Origin of the sequence: Pantoea sp. Ap-870, assembly GCF_011752515.1 — a bacterium.
In the GTDB taxonomy this organism is placed as follows: domain Bacteria; phylum Pseudomonadota; class Gammaproteobacteria; order Enterobacterales; family Enterobacteriaceae; genus Pantoea; species Pantoea dispersa.
Genome location: NZ_VWXG01000014.1, coordinates 34,237 through 54,286, shown reverse-complemented (window position 1 = coordinate 54,286; position 20,050 = coordinate 34,237). Strand labels below are relative to the sequence as shown.

The 20,050-nt window shown below is 55.8% G+C and carries 18 protein-coding genes; 11 read left to right on the top strand and 7 right to left on the bottom strand.

Translation table 11 applies throughout. The features are described 5' to 3' along the window. Positions 1-141 precede the first annotated feature (141 nt). Together mobB and mobA are read right to left on the bottom strand one after the other, a co-directional pair. Positions 142-645 (bottom strand): molybdopterin-guanine dinucleotide biosynthesis protein MobB, encoded by a 504-nt coding sequence (gene mobB, locus F3J41_RS22780; protein WP_166712565.1) that lies wholly within the window; start codon positions 643-645, stop codon positions 142-144. Continuing rightward, positions 645-1,217 (bottom strand): molybdenum cofactor guanylyltransferase MobA, encoded by a 573-nt coding sequence (gene mobA, locus F3J41_RS22775; RefSeq protein WP_059011685.1) that lies wholly within the window; start codon positions 1,215-1,217, stop codon positions 645-647. The genes mobB and mobA overlap by 1 nt, the downstream gene beginning before the upstream one ends. Positions 1,218-1,288: 71 nt before the next feature. Between mobA and F3J41_RS22770 the strand changes: the two genes are divergently transcribed. The 4 genes from F3J41_RS22770 (at position 1,289) to polA (ending at position 6,466) form a co-directional block, all read left to right on the top strand. Then, positions 1,289-1,564 (top strand): YihD family protein, encoded by a 276-nt coding sequence (locus tag F3J41_RS22770; protein WP_021313943.1) that lies wholly within the window; start codon positions 1,289-1,291, stop codon positions 1,562-1,564. Between the two features lie 46 nt (positions 1,565-1,610). Further along, positions 1,611-2,597, top strand: coding sequence for a serine/threonine protein kinase (locus tag F3J41_RS22765; protein ID WP_166712569.1), 987 nt, complete (start codon positions 1,611-1,613; stop codon positions 2,595-2,597). A gap of 26 nt (positions 2,598-2,623) precedes the next feature. Continuing rightward, positions 2,624-3,253: a thiol:disulfide interchange protein DsbA gene (gene dsbA / locus F3J41_RS22760; RefSeq protein ID WP_021507125.1), complete on the top strand. Its 630-nt coding sequence runs from the start codon at positions 2,624-2,626 to the stop codon at positions 3,251-3,253. 423 nt (positions 3,254-3,676) lie between these two features. After that, positions 3,677-6,466 carry a DNA polymerase I gene (gene polA, locus F3J41_RS22755; protein ID WP_166712563.1) on the top strand — a complete coding sequence of 930 codons (2,790 nt, stop codon included), beginning with the start codon at positions 3,677-3,679 and terminating at the stop codon, positions 6,464-6,466. Between the two features lie 410 nt (positions 6,467-6,876). Here the strand turns inward: polA and yihA are convergent, their stop codons facing one another. After that, positions 6,877-7,518, bottom strand: coding sequence for a ribosome biogenesis GTP-binding protein YihA/YsxC (yihA, locus tag F3J41_RS22750; RefSeq protein ID WP_031279643.1), 642 nt, complete (start codon positions 7,516-7,518; stop codon positions 6,877-6,879). Positions 7,519-8,073: 555 nt separating this feature from the next. Here yihA and yihI point away from each other — a divergent pair. Both yihI and hemN read left to right on the top strand, forming a co-directional pair. Beyond that, positions 8,074-8,592 (top strand): Der GTPase-activating protein YihI, encoded by a 519-nt coding sequence (gene yihI / locus F3J41_RS22745; RefSeq protein ID WP_058770999.1) that lies wholly within the window; start codon positions 8,074-8,076, stop codon positions 8,590-8,592. A 237-nt stretch (positions 8,593-8,829) separates the two neighbouring features. Continuing rightward, positions 8,830-10,203, top strand: coding sequence for an oxygen-independent coproporphyrinogen III oxidase (gene hemN, locus F3J41_RS22740; protein WP_166712561.1), 1,374 nt, complete (start codon positions 8,830-8,832; stop codon positions 10,201-10,203). A 29-nt stretch (positions 10,204-10,232) separates the two neighbouring features. On the opposite strand, the gene F3J41_RS22735 is transcribed toward hemN, so the two are convergent. From F3J41_RS22735 to glnA, 4 genes are all read right to left on the bottom strand, one after another. Continuing rightward, a complete protein-coding gene (locus tag F3J41_RS22735; protein WP_021507120.1) occupies positions 10,233-10,358 on the bottom strand; it encodes a YshB family small membrane protein in 126 nt (41 codons plus the stop codon). 106 nt (positions 10,359-10,464) lie between these two features. Further along, positions 10,465-11,874, bottom strand: a complete 1,410-nt coding sequence (gene glnG / locus F3J41_RS22730; RefSeq protein ID WP_031279642.1) for a nitrogen regulation protein NR(I) — start codon at positions 11,872-11,874, stop codon at positions 10,465-10,467. 7 nt (positions 11,875-11,881) lie between these two features. Further along, on the bottom strand, positions 11,882-12,931 hold the full coding sequence (glnL, locus tag F3J41_RS22725) for a nitrogen regulation protein NR(II) (protein ID WP_021507118.1): 1,050 nt from the start codon (positions 12,929-12,931) through the stop codon (positions 11,882-11,884). 198 nt (positions 12,932-13,129) lie between these two features. Next, positions 13,130-14,539 carry a glutamate--ammonia ligase gene (glnA, locus tag F3J41_RS22720; RefSeq protein WP_031279641.1) on the bottom strand — a complete coding sequence of 470 codons (1,410 nt, stop codon included), beginning with the start codon at positions 14,537-14,539 and terminating at the stop codon, positions 13,130-13,132. Positions 14,540-14,979: 440 nt separating this feature from the next. Here glnA and typA point away from each other — a divergent pair, with 440 nt between their 5' ends. The 5 genes from typA to fabY all read left to right on the top strand — a co-directional run bounded on the left by typA (position 14,980) and on the right by fabY (position 19,894). Then, positions 14,980-16,800 carry a ribosome-dependent GTPase TypA gene (typA, locus tag F3J41_RS22715; RefSeq protein WP_058771001.1) on the top strand — a complete coding sequence of 607 codons (1,821 nt, stop codon included), beginning with the start codon at positions 14,980-14,982 and terminating at the stop codon, positions 16,798-16,800. Between the two features lie 183 nt (positions 16,801-16,983). Then, positions 16,984-17,580 carry a glucose-1-phosphatase gene (gene yihX / locus F3J41_RS22710; RefSeq protein ID WP_021507115.1) on the top strand — a complete coding sequence of 199 codons (597 nt, stop codon included), beginning with the start codon at positions 16,984-16,986 and terminating at the stop codon, positions 17,578-17,580. A 6-nt stretch (positions 17,581-17,586) separates the two neighbouring features. Next, entirely contained in the window at positions 17,587-18,453 is an 867-nt protein-coding gene (locus tag F3J41_RS22705; protein WP_021507114.1) for a virulence factor BrkB family protein, read from the top strand. Then, positions 18,450-18,887, top strand: coding sequence for a D-aminoacyl-tRNA deacylase (gene dtd / locus F3J41_RS22700; RefSeq protein WP_021507113.1), 438 nt, complete (start codon positions 18,450-18,452; stop codon positions 18,885-18,887). Before F3J41_RS22705 ends, dtd begins: the two co-directional genes overlap by 4 nt. A 59-nt stretch (positions 18,888-18,946) precedes the next feature. Continuing rightward, positions 18,947-19,894 carry a fatty acid biosynthesis protein FabY gene (fabY, locus tag F3J41_RS22695; protein WP_021507112.1) on the top strand — a complete coding sequence of 316 codons (948 nt, stop codon included), beginning with the start codon at positions 18,947-18,949 and terminating at the stop codon, positions 19,892-19,894. Positions 19,895-20,050 lie beyond the last annotated feature (156 nt).

The window sequence follows — 20,050 nt, the reverse complement described above, 5'->3', positions numbered from 1 at the left end:
GTAGCGCCGATGGTAGTGTGGGGCCTCCCCATGCGAGAGTAGGGAACTGCCAGGCATCAAACCAGTAAAAAAGCCCTGGACGAAAGTCCGGGGCTTTTTTACGTCCGTACTTCGGCAAATTTCCCGCCGAAAAACGTGTGATTAACGGTTTTTTAGCCACTGAACAATATACTCTGCAACCTGATCAGGCTGATTGATATCCAGCACCGGTACCTGAAGCGCTAACGCTTCATCCGTCGCTACGGCAATCACCCAGTCATCCAGCAATTCATCAATTTCTCCCTTAACGCCGCGCCGCCATAGCACCATCCTGGGCACGGGTTCCTGTTTAAACCCCTCGACCAGCACCAGATCCAGCGCGTCAGCGTCCATACGGCCTGCCAGCTCCATCAAACTTAGCGGCTGCTGTGGCGTTTCACACATCAACGCCCAGCGATTCTCGCTGGCGACGATCACCTGATCGGCTCCCGCTTTGCGCAGCAGATAACTGTCTTTTCCCGGCGTATTGATGTCCATCTGATGATGGGTATGCTTGATCAGCCCGGGGCGAATGCCCTGCGCTCTCAGTAGCGGAATCACCTGTTGTAACAGGGTGGTTTTGCCGGTGCCACTCCAGCCCACCACCGCCAGTAACGGCACACTCATCACGAACTTTCCTCATTAACCAAATCGTCAGGCGTATTGATATTGCGGAAGGCGGCTTCATCATCATCAAACAGTACGCTGTGTCCGCCATGTTCACACATAAACTGCATCAGACGGCGTTCTCCGCGCAGCAGCCACGCTTCCAGATTATCAGCCAGCGCACGATGCACCAAAGCCAGCGCCGGATGATCACGCTGACCCGATGTCACCCACACGGCGGCTGCTGCACCACGCTGCTGCCACAGCCGTGCAACAAAATCCTGCGGTAGCCACGGCGTATCGCAGGCACAAAACGCCACCCATTCGGTCTGGCTGTGCCGCAGGCCGCTGAGCATGCCTGCCAGCGGACCGGGATAATCAGGCAGCGAATCACGAATCACCTGACAACCACTTGCCTGATAACGATCAATGTTACGGTTGGCGCTAATCAACACAATATTGACCTGCGGCTGTAAACGCTGCAGAACGTGCTGATAAAGCGGTTTGCCCTGTAATGGCAGCAAGCCCTTATCCTGACCTCCCATACGGCTGCCTTGCCCGCCTGCGAGGATCACACCGGTAAATGCGGTCATCTTCGTCTCCCTGTTTATTCTGGACGATACTTAACTCGCGGTAGCGAACCACCTGCGCAAAGGAATCAATGATGAAATATCACCGACTCAATGAACTGCTCGAACTGCTGCAGCCTGCCTGGCAGCAAGAACCCGATCTCAACCTGCTGGCATTTTTACAAAAACTGGCGCAGGAATCAGGTTTCAGTGGCCCATTAAGTGAATTAAGCGATGACGTATTGATTTACCATCTCAAAATGCGTGATGCCGGTAGTCAGGCTGTGATCCCGGGTCTGAAGAAAGATTATGAAGTGGACTTCAAAAGCGCGCTATTACGTGCGCGCGGTGTGATCAAGGATGATGAGTAGTGTTATCCTTGCGCGTTCAACGCACAGGTAACACATAGGCACAATGATGAGCGAAGCCGCTTTTAATTTTCAGACGCTGAATCCCGACGTCATCCTCGATGCGCTCTGGGATGCCGGTCTGCGGGTCGAGTCCGGCTTAACCGCCCTGAACAGCTACGAAAACCGCGTCTATCAGTTCAGCGATGAGGATAAGCGACGCTATGTCGCTAAGTTTTATCGTCCGCAACGCTGGAGCGCCGCGCAGATCGCTGAAGAGCATCGGTTTGCTCAGGATCTGCTGGATGATGAAGTGCCGGTTGCCGCACCGCTGGCGCTGCAGGGCAATACGCTCAATCAGCACGCTGGCTTTATGTTCGCGGTGTTCCCCAGCCTCGGTGGCCGGCAGTATGAAACCGACAATGAAGAGCAAATGGAGTGGGTAGGTCGTTTCCTTGGCCGTATCCATCAAACCGGACGCCACAGCCCGTTCCGCCAGCGGCCCACTCTGGGCCTGCAGGAGTATGTGGTTGAGCCACGTCTGCAGCTGGAACAGAGCGCGCTGGTGCCCGCCTCGCTGAAGGATGCGCTACTGAATGCGTTAGATAAACTCAGCGCCACGCTGCAGCAGAGCTGGCATAGCCAGTGGCAACCGCTCCGGCTGCACGGTGACTGCCATCCCGGCAATATTCTGTGGCGCGATGGGCCGATGTTTGTCGATCTCGATGACGCGCGCACCGGTCCGGCTGTGCAGGATTTGTGGATGCTGGTGAACGGCAGCCGTCAGGAACAATTGATCCAGTGGGATATTTTGCTGGAAGCGTATAACGAATTTGGTGATTTCGATTTACACGAATTGACACTGATTGAGTCTTTACGCGCCATGCGCATGGTTTATTATCTGGCCTGGGTGGTACGCCGCTGGCAGGATCCCGCTTTTCCGCGCGCCTTCCCCTGGATGACCGATGAGGACTTCTGGCGCCGGCAGATTGCACTATTTATCGAGCAGGAAAGGCTGTTACACGAACCGCCGTTACAGCTTAGCCCGCAATTTTAATGAAGTACTCAGGAGATGTTCTCACGATGAAAAAGATTTGGTTTGCGCTGGTAGGTTTGATGCTGGCATTTAGCGCCTCAGCGGCACAGTTCAACGACGGTAAACAGTACGTTACGCTGCCAAAACCGGTCGCCGGTGAGCCGCAGGTTATGGAATTCTTCTCCTTCTTCTGCCCGCACTGCTACCAGTTTGAACGCATTTACCACGTCAGCGATGCGGTAAGAAAAAATCTGCCAGCGGACACCAAAGTGACCAAATATCACGTTGATTTCCTCGGCGGCGACTTCGGTCCGGTGGTCACGCATGCGTGGGCAGTGGCAATGGCGCTGGGTGTGGAAGATAAAGTGACCGCACCGATTTTCGACGGTATCCAGAAGACCCAGACCATTACCGACGCAGCCAGCCTGAAAGAAACCTTTATTAAAGCAGCGGGTATCACCTCTGAAGATTACGATGCAGCGTGGAACAGCTTCGCCGTGAAGGCGCTGGTCGCACAGCAGCAGAAAGCGGCCTCGGATGTTAATCTGCAGGGCGTACCGGCGATTTTCGTTAACGGCAAATACATGGTTAACAACGGCGGCCTGGACACCAGCTCAATGGATAACTTCGTGGCGGATTATGCCAACGTCGTGAAATTCCTGGTTGAGAAAAAGTAATTAAGCGCTGACAACGCGATGGCTTATGCTGTAGCGGCGCGGTTATCACCCGCCGCTACAGTGAAACCAACCCACACCATATCCTTAATTCACTAAGCCATTCATCCCTTACCGCCAGCGTTTTTTGATTACCCTTTCGCTTAATATCCACATAGACGATCGCCTTTTTAAAAAGGTGTTTCGTATCACGGCAAGATTATAACTGACTGATTGTAAAAATATTTTAATCGTAAAATGATTGCAATTAACGTAAATAACAATACGTTATGAATTTTACGCACAAAGTTATCCACAAGATGATCCTTGCGATCCGCGCCGCGTAACCGCGAAAAAGATCCTCACTTTCTGCTGTTACTTCAACATTGTTCGCTGGTTGTGGCATCCTTATAACCCTGATTATCGCAACGAAGAAAATACAAACCTATGGCGCAAATTGCAGAAAATCCCCTGATTCTGGTAGATGGCTCTTCCTACCTCTACCGTGCATATCATGCCTTTCCGCCGCTGACCAACAGTGCGGGTGAGCCAACCGGCGCCATGTATGGTGTGCTCAACATGCTGAAAAGCCTGCTGATGCAGTATCAACCCAGCCATGTGGCTGTGGTCTTCGATGCCAAAGGCAAAACGTTCCGCGATGAGCTGTTTGAAAATTACAAATCGCATCGTCCACCGATGCCGGACGATTTACGCGCGCAAATCGCGCCGCTGCACGAGATGGTAAAAGCCATGGGGCTGCCGCTGCTGGCTGTGTCCGGCGTGGAAGCCGATGACGTAATCGGCACGCTGGCGCTGGAAGCGGAAAAGCAGGGGCGTGCGGTGCTGATCAGCACCGGCGATAAAGACATGGCGCAGCTGGTGACGCCGGGCATTACCCTGATTAACACCATGACCAACACCGTGCTCGGTCCGGAAGAAGTCGAGCAGAAATATGGAGTACCGCCTTCGCTGATTATCGATTTCCTCGCCATGATGGGCGACAGCTCGGACAACATCCCGGGCGTTCCGGGCGTGGGCGAGAAAACCGCACAGGCGCTGCTGCAGGGGCTGGGCGGCATGCAATCCATCTACGACAACCTTGATAAAGTGGCCGGGCTCTCCTTCCGTGGAGCAAAAACCATGGCGGCGAAGCTGGAGCAGAATCGCGATGTGGCATTTCTCTCCTACCAGCTGGCGACCATCAAAACCGATGTGGAACTGGAGCTGGCCTGCGAGCAGCTGACGGTTAACGAGCCTGACGTCGAAGCATTGCAGACGCTGTTCAGCCGCTATGAATTCAAACGCTGGCTTGCCGATCTGCAGGAAGGAAAATGGCTGCAGGGTAAAAAGAGCAATAGCCAGGCGCAGAAATCGCTGCCGGATGAACCCGCCGTGGCAGCAGCGGAAACGGTCAGCGTGCTGTCATCCGACGGCTATGTCACCATCCTCGACGAGGCGACCTTTACCGACTGGCTGAAAAAACTGCAAAGCGCCGACGTGTTTGCTTTTGATCTGGAAACCGATTCGCTGGATACCCTGAGCGCTAATATTGTCGGCATTGCCTTCGCCGTGGCACCGGGCGAGGCCGCTTACCTGCCGGTGGCGCATGACTATCTTGACGCGCCACCGCAGCTGGATCGCGCCGCGGTGCTGAAGCAGCTGAAACCGCTGCTGGAGGACAGTAAAGCAGCGAAGGTCGGGCAGAATCTGAAGTACGATCGTGGCGTACTGAAAAATTACGATATTGAGCTGAACGGCATCAAATTCGACACCATGCTGGAGTCTTACTGCCTGAACAGCGTCGGCGGTAAGCATGACATGGACAGCCTGGCGGCCCGCTGGCTTAACCACAAAACCGTCACTTTCGAAGAAATCGCCGGTAAAGGTAAAAATCAGCTCACCTTCAATCAGATCGCTCTTGAGCAGGCTGCGCACTATGCGGCAGAAGACGCTGACGTCACGCTGCAGCTGCACCTGCAGATGTGGCCGAAGCTGGAGCAGGAAGCCGGTCCGAAGCAGGTATTCGAGGCGATTGAGATGCCACTGGTGACGGTCATTTCCCGCGTAGAGCGCAACGGTGTGCTGATCGATCAGAACATCCTCGCGAAACATTCGCAGGAGCTGACCACGCGTCTGGCCGAGCTGGAGCAGAAAGCGCACGAGCTGGCCGGCGAGCCTTTCAACCTCTCCTCCACCAAACAGCTGCAAACCATTCTGTTTGAGAAGCAGGGTATTAAGCCGACGAAGAAAACGCCGGGCGGCGCGCCATCGACCAGTGAAGAAGTGCTGGCTGAGCTGGCGCTCGACTATCCGCTGCCGAAAGTGATTCTTGAGCATCGCGGCCTGTCGAAGCTGAAATCCACTTACACCGATAAGCTGCCGCAGATGATCAATCCGATCACCGGCCGGGTACACACCTCTTATCACCAGGCGGTGACGGCCACCGGACGACTCTCCTCGACCGACCCGAACCTGCAAAACATTCCGGTGCGCAACGAAGAGGGACGGCGCATTCGTCAGGCGTTTATTGCGGGCGCGGATAAGCGCATCGTGGCCGCCGACTATTCGCAGATTGAGCTGCGAATTATGGCGCACCTGTCGCAGGACAAAGGCCTGCTGGATGCGTTTGCGCAGGGTGAGGATATCCACCGCGCCACGGCGTCCGAAGTGTTTGGTGTGGCGCTGAGCAAGGTTTCCGGTGAGCAGCGCCGCAGTGCGAAAGCAATCAACTTCGGACTGATTTATGGCATGAGCGCATTTGGTTTGTCGCGACAGCTGAACATTGGTGCCGGCGAAGCGAAGAAGTACATGGATCTCTACTTTGAGCGCTATCCGGGCGTGCTGCGTTATATGGAAGCGACGCGCGCGCAAGCCGCGGATAAGGGATACGTCGAGACGCTGGATGGTCGTCGTCTGTGGCTGCCGGACATCAACTCCAGCAATGCTATTCGCCGTAAAGCCGCCGAACGTGCGGCGATCAACGCACCGATGCAGGGCACCGCGGCGGACATCATCAAACGTGCCATGATCGCCGTTGACGGCTGGCTGCTGCAGCAGAACAGTGACGAGGTGAAAATGATCATGCAGGTACACGATGAACTGGTATTTGAGATCCACAAAGATGCCGTCGCAGGTGCCAGCCAGACGATCCGCGAACTGATGGAGAACAGCATGAAGCTGGATGTACCGCTGCAGGTTGAAGTGGGAACGGGTGATAACTGGGATCAGGCGCACTAAGGGCCCGCTGCCCGCCGCAGATGCAGGCGGCGGGTAACGTCATAAGAAAAAAGTTTACTTAATCGGTTCAGCCGGTCATCAAAACTGACGGTAAAATACAGGTTAAGTAACTGCTTATCGGCTAAGCATTTTTTTGGTAATTAAACTACATGCCCTGCGCGAAAATGTGACGAAGCTGGTAAAAAAGATGTCGAATTCTGAAACTTAACAACAAAAAACCCTTTGTTGGTCAGAAAAAATCGGGTAAAGTTCATCGCGTAGGGTACAGAGGTAAGATGTTCTATCTTTCAGACCTTTTACTTCACGTAATCGGATTTGGCTGAATATTAGCCGCCCCAGTCATTTATGACTGGGGCGTTTTTTATTGGGCTTTTTCTGAAAAAAAGCGGACGCAAAGGCCCACTCTGGCGCTATTCTGACAGCGCTTCACCGTCGCCTTCCTGCGCCGGGGTCAGCTCGCTAAACCAGGTATCGAGTTTCTGACGCAGCTTATCGACGCCCAGTTTTTTCAGCGATGAGAACATCTCGACCTGGACATCGCCCATAAATGCCAGCGATGCCTCACGCACCATGTTCAGCTGCGCTTTACGGGCACCGGAAGCCAGCTTGTCGGCTTTAGTCAGCAAAATCATAACCGGGATACCGCTCTGCACCGCCCACTCAACCATTTGCTGATCGAGATCTTTAAGCGGATGGCGGATATCCATCAGTACCACCAGTCCTTTCAGGGCCTGACGTTTCTGCAAATATTCACCCAGCGCGCGCTGCCATTTACGCTTCATCTCTTCCGGGACTTCCGCATAACCGTAACCTGGTAAATCCACCAGGCGTTTGCCTTCCACCACTTCAAACAGGTTAATCAGCTGCGTGCGGCCTGGTGTTTTACTGGTACGCGCCAGGCTTTTCTGGTTGGTCAGGGTATTCAGCGCGCTGGATTTGCCTGCATTTGAGCGCCCGGCAAAGGCAACTTCAATGCCCGTATCCGCCGGTAAATGACGAATATCCGGCGCGCTGAGCATGAAATGGGTGACGTGATAGTTCAAAGCAGACAATGTAAAACTCCAGCAGAATGATCGGGCAATGGCGCTGATTATACCTGTTATGGCGCAAAAGTGCCCGACAGGCGTCTTAACGCGCCATTTTGTAAGAGATCGCCGCTAACTGCTACCAGTGATGACGGATTCATGCAACATTCATTCGTTATAATATTGTTTATTTTCAATGTATTACGTTAAGCATGAAAAAGACCGCTCTAAATTAGAGACAAGTCTCACTTGTTCAATTTACTGTTTGGTCTACATTTGTTGTCAGTGCACGGCAGCACCCATCAGGATGATGAGCTCAGGAGCGTCGGGGATGACCGCGAGCATGGCAGGAGAGCGATTCAGGCAGGAATCGGACAGGGACAGGGATTACTCGCAGGAGCGATGTGGCGATGGAGCAACCGGGACGTTGTGAGCCGTAAAGGATTTGACGCGTGTTTCCTTCGTATGAAGGTGCGAAATAAGGCGATAGCACAGGCTATCGCCTTTTTTCTTTGTCATCTTTCTGCTAGATTTCGCCGCAATTCTATACTGAACTCACCAGGCATCGCCGAGACCGAACACATGAAGCAACCTGCACCAGCCCAGCGTGGCAAACCTGCTGCTAAAGCGAAACGCAAATCGCGTGAAGAACTGAACCAGGAAGCCCGCGATCGCAAGCGCGATAAAAAGCACAGCGGCCACAAATCCGGCAGCCGCGCCAACCCGGAAACGCAAAGCGCCGGTAAAGGGCACAGCAAAAAGAGCGCCGATCCGCGCGTGGGCAGCAAAAAGCCAGTCGCGCTGGTGGCGGACGGCAAAACCCTGCCCGAAAAGAAAGTGGCGAAGCCAAAGCCCAAAGCCGAAAAAGTGCGCCTGACGCCGCAGGAAGAGCTGGCGAAGCTGGAGAACGATGAGCGTCTCGACACGCTGCTCGATCGCCTTGAGAGCGGCGAAACCCTGAGCGCAGAAGATCAGGCGTGGCTGGATGAGACGCTGGATCGCATTGACGAGCTGATGGAAACGCTGGGCATTGCGCTGGACGACGACGCCGAAGACGAGCAGGCAGAAGAGGATATGATGCGCCTGCTTAAGGGCCACTAACCGCCATTTTTGATCGGCATGCGGCTTTGCGCATGCCGCGCTAAACAGGTATTCACCTATGTTTTGGCCTGGATCAATTTTAGCGCTGCTGCTGACATGTTATCTGCTGTGGTTATTGTTTAAACTACGCCGCCTGTCGCGGCTGAAATCGCGCTTACGGCGGCGTTCCGCCCAGCGCTTCGTCTCCTCTTCTGCCACGCGACCCGCCCTCAGACGACGTCACCGTAAGGAGTGAGCATGTCATCGCAGCAGATTGAGTGGGATCAGCGGCTCATCGAAAAATACAATTACGCCGGTCCGCGTTACACCTCCTATCCCACCGCGCTGGAATTCAGTGAAAGCTTTGGCGCGAGCGATTTTCAGCGCGCGGTTGAGTGCTATCCCGAGCGCGCGCTGTCACTGTATGTGCATATCCCGTTCTGCCATCGTCTGTGTTACTTCTGCGGCTGCAATAAAATCGTGACGCGCCAGCTGCATAAGGCCGATCGCTATCTGGAGGTACTGGCGCAGGAGATTCGTCAGCGCGCTCCGCTGTTTGCCGGCCGTCGCGTTACGCAGCTGCACTGGGGCGGCGGCACGCCCACCTTCCTTAATCAGCAGCAGGTCAGCCGGCTGGTGGCGCTGCTGCGCAGCCATTTCGACATCGCTGACGACGTTGAGATGTCGATCGAAGTCGATCCACGTGAAATTGAGCTGGAGATGATCGATCATCTGCGCGCAGAGGGCTTCAATCGCCTGAGCATGGGCGTGCAGGATTTCAACAAGGTGGTGCAGGAGCGGGTCAACCGCGTTCAGGATGAAGAGACCATTTTCGCCCTGGTGCAGCGTGCCCGCGCGCAGGGATTCCGCTCAGTCAGTCTGGATTTAATCTACGGCCTGCCGCTGCAGACGCCAGAGAGCTTTGCCTTTACGCTGCAGCGGGTGATTGCGCTCAATCCGGATCGCCTCAGCGTCTTCAACTATGCGCACATGCCTGCGCTGTTTGCCGCTCAGCGCAAAATCAAAGATGAGGAGCTGCCGACGGCGGCGCAGAAGCTGCAAATCCTGCAGCAAACCATCGCGACGCTGACCGGTGCGGGTTACCAGTTTATTGGCATGGACCACTTTGCCAAACCGGATGATGAACTGGCGGTGGCGCAGCGCGCCGGCGTACTGCATCGCAACTTCCAGGGTTACACCACGCAGGGCGAAACCGAACTGCTCGGGCTGGGCGTTTCGGCCATCAGCATGCTGGGCGACAGCTATGCGCAGAATCAGAAAGAGTTAAAAGCCTGGTATGCCAGCGTTGAGCAGCAGGGCCATGCGCTGTGGCGCGGCTTATCTCTCAGCGAAGATGATTGTCTGCGGCGGGATGTAATCAAAGCGCTGATCTGTAACTTTGCGCTGGATTTTGCCGACATCGAAGCCCGGTGGCCAGTGGTGTTTGAACGCTATTTTGCTGAGGACTTAGCGCTGCTGGCGCCGCTGGTGGCGGACGGCTTGCTTGAGATCGGTGAGCGCCGGCTGCAGGTCACCGGCATTGGCCGTCTGCTGATTCGCAACATCTGCATGTGCTTTGACCGCTATCTGCGGCAGAAAGCACGGATGCAGCAATTTTCGCGGGTGATTTAAGCATAAAGGGAGCAAACGCTCCCTTTATGTTAACTGAACAGACTGACGCTGATGGCGCAGACCACGGCGGCCAGCGCGGTTTGCGGTGAGTGAGTCACAGCATTACCGATTGCCGCCACGTTATGCGCGATCAGCTGGATGACAGATTGCAACATGTTAGCCTCTCCCGATTGCCGCCCGTATGATACTGAACGGCACCGGTCTGTACAGATGTTACGCGCAGAAAGTGTGCAATAAATAACCCTTTTACACTTTTCCGCGTTATTCCATGCCCAGTTCTTTCAGTTTACGCGTGAGCGTATTGCGGCCCCAGCCCAGTAAACGTGCCGCTTCCTGCTTGTGGCCCTGCGTATGACGCAGCGCAGTGGTCAGCAGCGTACGCTCCATCTCCGGCTGTGCTTCTGACAGCAGGTTTTGATGACCGGAACGCAGCGCGCGGTCTGCCCACTGCGCCAGCAGCGTTGCCCAGCTGTCCGGCAGCGACTGCACCGGATTTTCCGGCGTACTCGACTCAAACAGCTCCGGCGGCAGATCCTGAATCAGCACTTCCTGGCCCGCGGCCATCACCGTCAGCCAGCGGCAGGTGTTCTCCAGCTGACGCACGTTACCCGACCAGTGCAGTCGCGTCAGCGCGGCTTCGGTCTCCGGGTGCAGAATTTTCGCTTCCACGCCCAGCTCACGCGCTGCGACCTGCAGGAAGTAGCGCGCCAGACGCGGAATATCCTCGCGACGTTCACGCAGCGGCGGCAGATGCACGCGAATCACGTTGAGGCGATGGAACAGGTCCTCACGGAATTTGCCCTCCTGCACGCGCAGTTCCAGATTCTGGTGGGTGGCGGCGATGATGCGCACATCCACTTTGACCGGCGCATAGCCGCCAACACGATAGAACTGGCCATCGGCCAGCACGCGCAGCAGGCGCGTCTGTACATCAAGCGGCATATCGCCGATTTCGTCGAGAAACAGCGTGCCGCCATCGGCCTGCTCAAAGCGGCCCTGACGAATCTGGTTCGCGCCGGTAAACGCGCCTTTCTCGTGGCCAAACAGCTCCGATTCGATCAAATCCTTCGGGATCGCCGCCATGTTCAGCGCGATAAACGGGGATTTGGCGCGCGGGCTGTGGCGATGCAGCGCATGCGCGACCAGCTCTTTACCGGTACCGGACTCGCCGTTGATCAGCACGCTGATCGACGAACGCGACAGACGGCCGATGATGCGGAAGACATCCTGCATCGCCGGCGCTTCGCCGATGATATCGGTGGTCGGGCCGCTTACCGGCTGATTGCGCGGCTGTTGCTGCTCCTGATAGTGACTGATGGCGCGCTCTACCAGCGCGACCGCTTCATCAATATCAAACGGCTTTGGCAGGTAATCAAACGCGCCCTGCTGATAAGCGCTGACCGCCGCGTCGAGGTCCGAATGCGCGGTCATAATGATGACCGGCAGCATCGGATGACGCTGTTTGATCTGCTTCAGCAGCGCCAGACCATCCATGCCTGGCATACGAATATCCGACAATAATACGTCCGGGGTTTTGGTCGAGAGCGCATCCAGCACCTCGTTGCCGCTGTCAAAGGTGGCGCAGCTTAAACCGGCTCCAGTGAGCGCACGTTCAAGCACCCAGCGGATGGAGCTATCGTCATCGACGATCCAGACTATCCCTCGTTGCATAGAAACCTCACTGGCGAATAGGCAGGTAAACCGAGAATTCGGTGTGGCCTGGCCAACTGTTAAATTCAATTTTTCCCGAATGCTGATCGATCAGGCTGCGGGCGATAGAGAGACCTAAACCGGTGCCGCCTTCGCGTCCGCTGACCATCGGATAGAACAGCGTATCCTGCAGCTGGGCCGGAATGCCCGGGCCATCATCTTCAATGTCGATACGCGCCACCAGCCGGTAACGCGTGCCGTGTAACGTCAGCTGAAACGCGGTACGGGTGCGGATGACAATGGTGCCGCCCGCTTCGCCCAGCGCCTGCAGCGCGTTACGCACCACGTTGAGCAGCACCTGCTCAATCTGGTCCGGGTCGTGTGGCAGCTCCGGCAGGCTGGGGTCATAATCACGCACCAGCGAGACGTTTTCCGGCAGCTCCATCGACACCAGGTTAACCACACGTTCAGCCACCTGATGGATGCTCTGGGTCACGTGCAGTCCGGGCTGCTGCGGACCCAGCAGGCGGTCGACCAGGTTACGCAGCCGGTCGGCCTGCTCAATAATCACTTTGGTATATTCATTCAGCGCCGGATCGGGCAGGGCGCGCGATAATAGCTGTGCCGCGCCGCGCAATCCGCCGAGCGGGTTTTTAATTTCGTGCGCCAGGCCGCGTACCAGATCGCGCGCGGCAACCTGCTGAGCGTGCTGAATCTGCTCCTGGCTGAGACGGCGCTGATTATCCATCGGCGCCATTTCCAGCAGAATAAATCCGTCGGGTAGACGCTGTGCCGTGAGCGACATAATGTGCGCGCGGCCATCCACCACTAACGTGACTTCGCTATCGGTAAAGCCCTGGCCTGCCCCTAAACTCTCGCTCATTACCTCAATGTTCAGCGAAAAATAGCCGGTAAGTTCCGGTAAGGGCGTGCCGAACAATTTTCGTGAGCTTTGCGCCAGTAATTGCTGGGCCGCCGGGTTGGCGTAGTGGATAACCAGATCGTTATCGACCAGCAAAATACTGTTGATCAGGGAGTTGAGAATCTGCCCCGCGTCGGGCAGCGTGCCAGTTGCCATACAGCGTTCCTCTGCACTAAATTAGTGCATTATAGCCTTTGGGGACGCAAATCTATCCGTCGAACGATGAATTCGCGGTGAAAAAAGCCCATCCGGAGATGGGCTAAAGTTTCCACGGCAACAAAAAATCTTCAGCGCCAGGATTAGCACCGTCGCGGCGTTGGCGGCTACGGTGCATCTGCGCGAATCTTTTAAGGATTAAACGCTGTAGTACAGTTCGAACTCAACCGGGTGCGGCGTCATGCGTACGCGGTCGTTGTCAGCTTTACGCAGTTCGATGTAAGCATCGATAGCGTCATCGGTGAACACGCCGCCACGGGTCAGGAACTCGCGGTCTTCGTTCAGTGCGTTCAGCGCTTCTTCCAGTGAACCGGCCACTTTTGGAATCTCAGCTTCTTCTTCCGGCGGCAGGTCGTACAGGTTTTTGTCCATCGCATCGCCAGGGTGGATCTTGTTGATCACGCCGTCGAGGCCGGCCATCAGCAGTGCGGTGAACGCCAGGTATGGGTTAGCCGCTGGATCCGGGAAGCGCGCTTCGATACGGCGTGCTTTCGGGCTGGCCACCACCGGGATACGGATAGAGGCAGAACGGTTACGCGCTGAGTAAGCCAGCATTACCGGTGCTTCGTAGCCTGGGACCAGACGCTTGTATGAGTTGGTGGTCGGGTTTGCCAGGGCGTTGATGGCTTTAGCGTGCTTGATGATACCGCCGATGTAGAACAGGGCAGTTTCAGACAGGCCGCCGTATTTGTCGCCAGAGAACAGGTTTACGCCGCCTTTAGACAGTGACATGTGGCAGTGCATACCGGAACCGTTGTCGCCAAACATTGGCTTCGGCATAAAGGTAGCCGTTTTGCCGTAGGCGTGCGCGACGTTGTGCACGACATATTTGTAGATCTGAATTTCGTCAGCTTTCTTGGTCATGGTGTTGAAGCGGGTAGCCACTTCGTTCTGACCAGCAGTAGCCACTTCGTGGTGATGCGCTTCAACCACCAGACCCATCTGCTCCATGGTCAGACACATGGCAGAACGGATGTCCTGTGATGAGTCAACCGGTGGCACCGGGAAGTAGCCGCCTTTCAGACCTGGACGGTGACCTTTGTTACCGCCTTCGTACTCTTTACCGGTGTTCCAGGCTGCTTCGATGTCGTCGATAGCCACGTGTGAGCCGGAAGTTGAAGAGCCGAAACGGATGTCGTCAAACAGGAAGAACTCTGGCTCAGGTCCGAACAGTACGGTGTCGGCGATGCCGGAAGAACGCAGGAACTCTTCTGCGCGCTTGGCAATGGAGCGTGGATCGCGATCGTAGCCCTGCAGCGTGCCTGGCTCGAGAATGTCACAGCGGATGATGAGCGTTGGATCTTCGAAGAACGGATCCATCACGGCAGTTGTTGCATCCGGCATCAGCACCATGTCTGATTCGTTAATGCCTTTCCAGCCGCCGATGGAAGAGCCATCGAACATTTTGCCTTCTTCGAAGAAGTCAGCGTTAACCTGGTGAGCAGGGATAGTAACGTGCTGTTCTTTACCTTTAGTATCGGTAAAACGCAGGTCAACAAACTTAACTTCGTGCTCGTTCATCATCGAGAGAACGTGTTCAGCGGACATACTCAACTCTCCTGGAAATGGTCATTTTGTCGTCGTGGTGAGAGAACTTCTGTTGCCGGGAATGTGTCACGACTACTGACCACCCCTGACCAAGATCTCGGCAAGCTCTTCAACCGTTGTGCAACTGTCGTTTTCGCTTAAAAGATATAAAGCGAATTCTGTGCCAACTTTATTACAATGGTGAAAATGGCGCTGTGATGCGCGCTGCGGTGAGACGACGGCTGCACCAGCGTGGATGGAATGCACCAAAATAGTGCCGTCAGTTTAGGGGTAAGCACTTAAATGGTGCAAAGCGCCATCAAAGTGCAGCTTAATGCACCGTTATTGGTGCTAAAAACGCGCACTGCGAGAATCTTTCGGCGAAAACTGTGATCATGTTCAGTCTTTCGCTTAATCCGTGTACAATACCGCGTTATTTCTATAATGCCTGAGGCAAAGCTGTGATCGAAAATTTGCGTAACATCGCCATCATCGCGCACGTTGACCATGGTAAGACCACCCTGGTTGACAAACTGCTGCAACAGTCCGGTACTTTTGATGCCCGTACCGAAGCGACTGAGCGCGTGATGGACTCCAACGATTTGGAGAAAGAGCGTGGGATTACCATCCTCGCGAAAAACACCGCCATCAAATGGAACGACTACCGTATCAACATCGTTGATACCCCGGGACACGCCGACTTCGGTGGTGAAGTTGAGCGCGTCATGTCCATGGTGGATTCGGTGCTGCTGGTTGTAGACGCGATGGATGGCCCTATGCCGCAAACCCGCTTCGTAACCAAGAAAGCCTTTGCCCACGGTTTGAAGCCGATTGTAGTCATCAACAAAGTTGACCGTCCTGGTGCGCGTCCGGACTGGGTTGTGGACCAGGTATTTGACCTGTTCGTTAACCTCGACGCGACTGACGAGCAGCTCGATTTCCCGATCATTTATGCGTCTGCGCTGAATGGTATCGCCGGTCTGGATCACACCGACATGGCTGACGACATGACCCCGCTGTATCAGGCCATCGTCGACCACGTTTCTCCACCGCAGGTTGAAGTTGAAGCCCCACTGCAGATGCAGATCTCGCAGCTGGACTACAACAACTACCTCGGCGTAATCGGTATCGGCCGCATCAAGCGCGGTAAAGTGAAGCCAAACCAGCAGGTTACTGTAATCGACAGCGAAGGGAAAACCCGTAACGCGAAAGTCGGTAAAGTGCTGGGCCATCTGGGTCTGGAGCGTATTGAATCCGATCTGGCTGAAGCGGGCGACATCATCGCTATTACTGGTCTGGGCGAGCTGAACATCTCCGACACCATCTGCGACACGCAGAATGTGGAAGCGCTGCCAGCGCTGAGCGTGGATGAGCCAACCGTAACCATGTTCTTCAACGTCAACACCTCACCGTTCTGTGGTAAAGAAGGTAAGTTTGTGACGTCGCGTCAGATCCTTGAGCGTCTGAACAAAGAGCTGGTGCACAACGTAGCGCTGCGCGTAGAAGAAACCGAAGATGCCGATGCATTCCGCGTATCCGGTCGTGGTGAGCTGCACCTGTCAGTTCTGATCGAGAATATGCGTCGTGAAGGCTACGAGCTGGCGGTATCCCGTCCGAAAGTTATCTACCGTGAATTCGAAGGCCGCAAGCAGGAGCCATTCGAAAACGTTACCCTCGACATCGAAGAGACCCACCAGGGTTCAGTGATGCAGGCGATGGGTGAGCGTAAAGGCGACCTGAAAAACATGGATCCGGATGGTAAAGGCCGCGTACGTCTCGACTACGTGATCCCAAGCCGTGGTCTGATCGGCTTCCGTAACGAATTCATGACTATGACTTCCGGTACCGGTCTGCTGTACTCCACCTTCAGCCACTACGACGACGTGCGTCCGGGCGAAGTGGGCCAGCGTCAGAACGGCGTGCTGATCTCCAACGGTCAGGGTAAAGCGGTTGCCTTCGCCCTGTTCGGCCTGCAGGATCGCGGTAAGCTGTTCCTCGGTCACGGTGCGGAAGTGTATGAAGGCCAGATCATCGGTATTCACAGCCGTTCTAACGACCTGACCGTAAACTGCCTGACCGGTAAGAAACTGACCAACATGCGTGCGTCAGGTACTGACGAAGCGACCACCCTGGTACCACCGCAGAAAATGACGCTGGAGCAGGCTATCGAGTTCATCGATGATGACGAACTGGTAGAAGTGACGCCGCAGTCAGTACGTATTCGTAAACGCCACCTGACCGAGAACGATCGCAAACGCGCGTCTCGCGGCAGCAAAGAGTAAGCGAAATCGTCTGATAATAAGCCCCGCACCCGCGGGGCTTTTTTTTGCCTGCCGTCTGAGGCAGCGTGACCCGCACGAAATCAGACCCCGCTTGCGGAATGCGGATTTCCCCTAAGCGTACCTGTTCAGGCTTGCCTTTTACCGCTAGAGTGAATGATCCAGGGAACGTAGAGGAGAGGTGTCATGCTGTACATCTTTGATTTAGGCAATGTGATTGTTGATATCGATTTCAATCGGGTACTCGGCGTCTGGAGCGATCTGGGACGCGTGCCGCTTGCCACGCTGCAGAGCCGTTTTCGCATGGACGAGACCTTCGAGCAGCACGAGCGGGGCGAAATCAGCGACCCGGAGTTTGCCGCGCGGCTGTGTGACCAGCTCGATATTGCCCTGAGCTATCCGCAGTTCACCGCTGGCTGGCAGGCGGTATTTGTCGGCGTGCGTCCGGAAACGCTGGCGATCATGAACCAGCTGCGCGCCAGCGGCGAGCGCGTGGTGATTCTGTCTAACACCAACCAGCTGCATTTCGAGTTCTGGCCAACGCAGTATCCGGAAGTGCAGCAGGCTGCCGACCACATCTATATGTCGCAGGATATCGGCATGCGCAAACCAGAAGCGCGCATCTGGCACTACGTACTGGAGCATGAAGGCTTCACCGCCGATCAGGCGGTATTCTTTGATGACAACCAGGCCAATGTTGATGCGGCGCGCGCGCTGGGCATTGAGAGCGTGCTGGTCGAAGATGCGAAAACCGTGCCTGACTGGTTTGCGAGCCGTCGCTGAGTGACCATGCGAACTCATCTGCGCCACTCGGCGCATGCGTTTTTCCTGTGGATCAAACTGCTGTGGCGCCGCATTGATGAAGACAACATGACCACGCAGGCCGGTAATCTGGCCTACGTGTCGCTGCTGGCGCTGGTGCCGCTGATTGCCGTGGTATTCGCGCTGTTTGCCGCCTTCCCGGTGTTCTCGGACATCAGCGTGCAGCTGAAGAACTTCATCTTCACTAACTTCATGCCAGCCGCCGGGGATGTGATTCAGCGCTATCTCGATCAGTTTGTCGCCAACGTCAACAAAATGACGGCGGTGGGGGCGGTCGGGCTGATTGTCACTGCGCTGCTGCTAATGCACTCGGTCGACAGCGCGCTCAACGCCATCTGGCGCAGCGATAAGCCGCGCCCGATGGTTTACTCCTTTGCGGTCTACTGGATGATCCTGACGCTGGGACCGCTGCTGGCCGGTGCCAGTCTGGCTATTAGCTCCTATCTGCTGTCGCTGCGCTGGGTGAACGTGACCGGCGTCACCAGCCTGATCGATCAGGCGCTGCGCATCTTCCCGCTGGTTTTGTCGATTCTCGCCTTCTGGCTGCTATACAGCATTGTGCCGACGCGGCGTGTGCCGGGACGCGATGCGTTGATAGGTGCGGTGGTCGCGGGTCTGCTGTTCGAGCTGGGCAAAAAAGGCTTTGCGCTCTATGTTACGATGTTTCCTTCGTATCAGTTAATTTACGGCGTGCTGGCGGTGATCCCCATCCTGTTTCTGTGGGTTTACTGGACCTGGTGTATTGTGTTGTTAGGCGCGGAAGTGACCGTCACGCTGGATGACTATCGCCAGTTAAAACAGCAGGAACGCGATAAAGAACGAGAGGAAACATGATTGCTTTGATTCAGCGTGTGACGCGCGCCAGCGTCAGCGTGGATAACGCCACGGTGGGCGAAATTGGCGCCGGTCTGCTGGTGCTGCTGGGGGTGGAAAAGGGCGATGACGAGCAGAAATCACAGCGCCTGGCGGAGAAAGTGCTGGGCTACCGTATCTTTGGCGATGAGAACGACAAAATGAACCTCAGCGTACAGCAGACAGGCGGTAGCGTGCTGGTGGTCTCGCAATTCACCCTGGCGGCCGACACGCAAAAAGGCATGCGTCCCTCTTTCTCTGGCGGCGCGCATCCGGCGGAAGCGGAGCGCCTCTATCACGACTTCAGCGATCGCTGCCGGGCGCTGGGCGTCACCACCGCCAACGGGCGCTTCGCCGCCAATATGCAGGTTTCACTAATTAACGATGGTCCGGTGACCTTCTGGTTACAGGTGTGAGATTTTTAGCCGAGCGGCAAGGGATCAGCCACGCAAGCTCCGAACGAGAGAATCACTTTATGTATCATCTTCGCGTACCGCAAACGGCGGAAGAGCTGGATATGTATTACCAGTTCCGCTGGGAAATGTTACGGAAGCCGCTGCGCCAGCCGCAGGGCTCAGAACGTGATGCCTGGGATGCGCTGGCGCATCACCAGATGGTGGTGGATGAGCACGGCAAACCGGTAGCGGTAGGCCGGCTGTATATCAATGCGGAAAATGAAGCGGCGATCCGCTTTCTGGCGGTGCATCCGTCGGTGCAGGGCAAAGGGCTGGGTACGCTGGTGGCGATGACGCTGGAGTCGGTGGCGCGCCAGGAAGGGGCCAAACGCGTCACCTGTAGCGCGCGCGAGGATGCGGTGGAGTTCTTTGCCAAGCTCGGCTTTGTCAATCAGGGCGAAATTACCGCACCGCAAACCACGCCGGTGCGTCACTTCCTGATGATTAAACCGGTGGTGACGCTGGATGATATTCTGCATCGCGCCGACTGGTGTGGACAGCTGCAGCAGGCGTGGTACGAACACATCCCGCTGAGCGAAAAAATGGGCGTGCGTATTTTGCAGTACACCGGGCAGAAGTTTGTCACCACCATGCCGGAAGCTGGCAACCAGAATCCGCACCACACGCTGTTTGCCGGCAGCCTGTTTTCACTCGCCACGCTCACCGGCTGGGGATTGATCTGGCTGCTGCTGCGTGAACGCCATCTTGGCGGCACCATCATTCTGGCCGATGCACATATTCGCTATAGCAAACCCATCAGCGGACGGCCCGGCGCCATCGCCGATCTCGGCTCGCTGAGCGGCGATCTCGACCGGCTGGCGCGCGGACGAAAAGCTCGCGTACAGATGGAGGTGGAGCTTTTTGGGGATGATGAGCTGGGCGCGGTGTTTGAAGGTGTCTACATCGTGTTACCCGCCGATCCCGACGGACCGCTGGAAGAGGGCGGTTCAGGCGCGCGTATTAATTAACCACGCAGCGCGCAGCCACAAAATTAATCCGATCACCCCGGTGCGCATGAATGCGCACCCTGGAAAAACGGTGCATTGATTTTGTAGGGTCGCCATTAATGGCGACCAAAAAAGCGCAACTGACCCGCATCGCGCTTTTCAGCGCGATAGGTCATG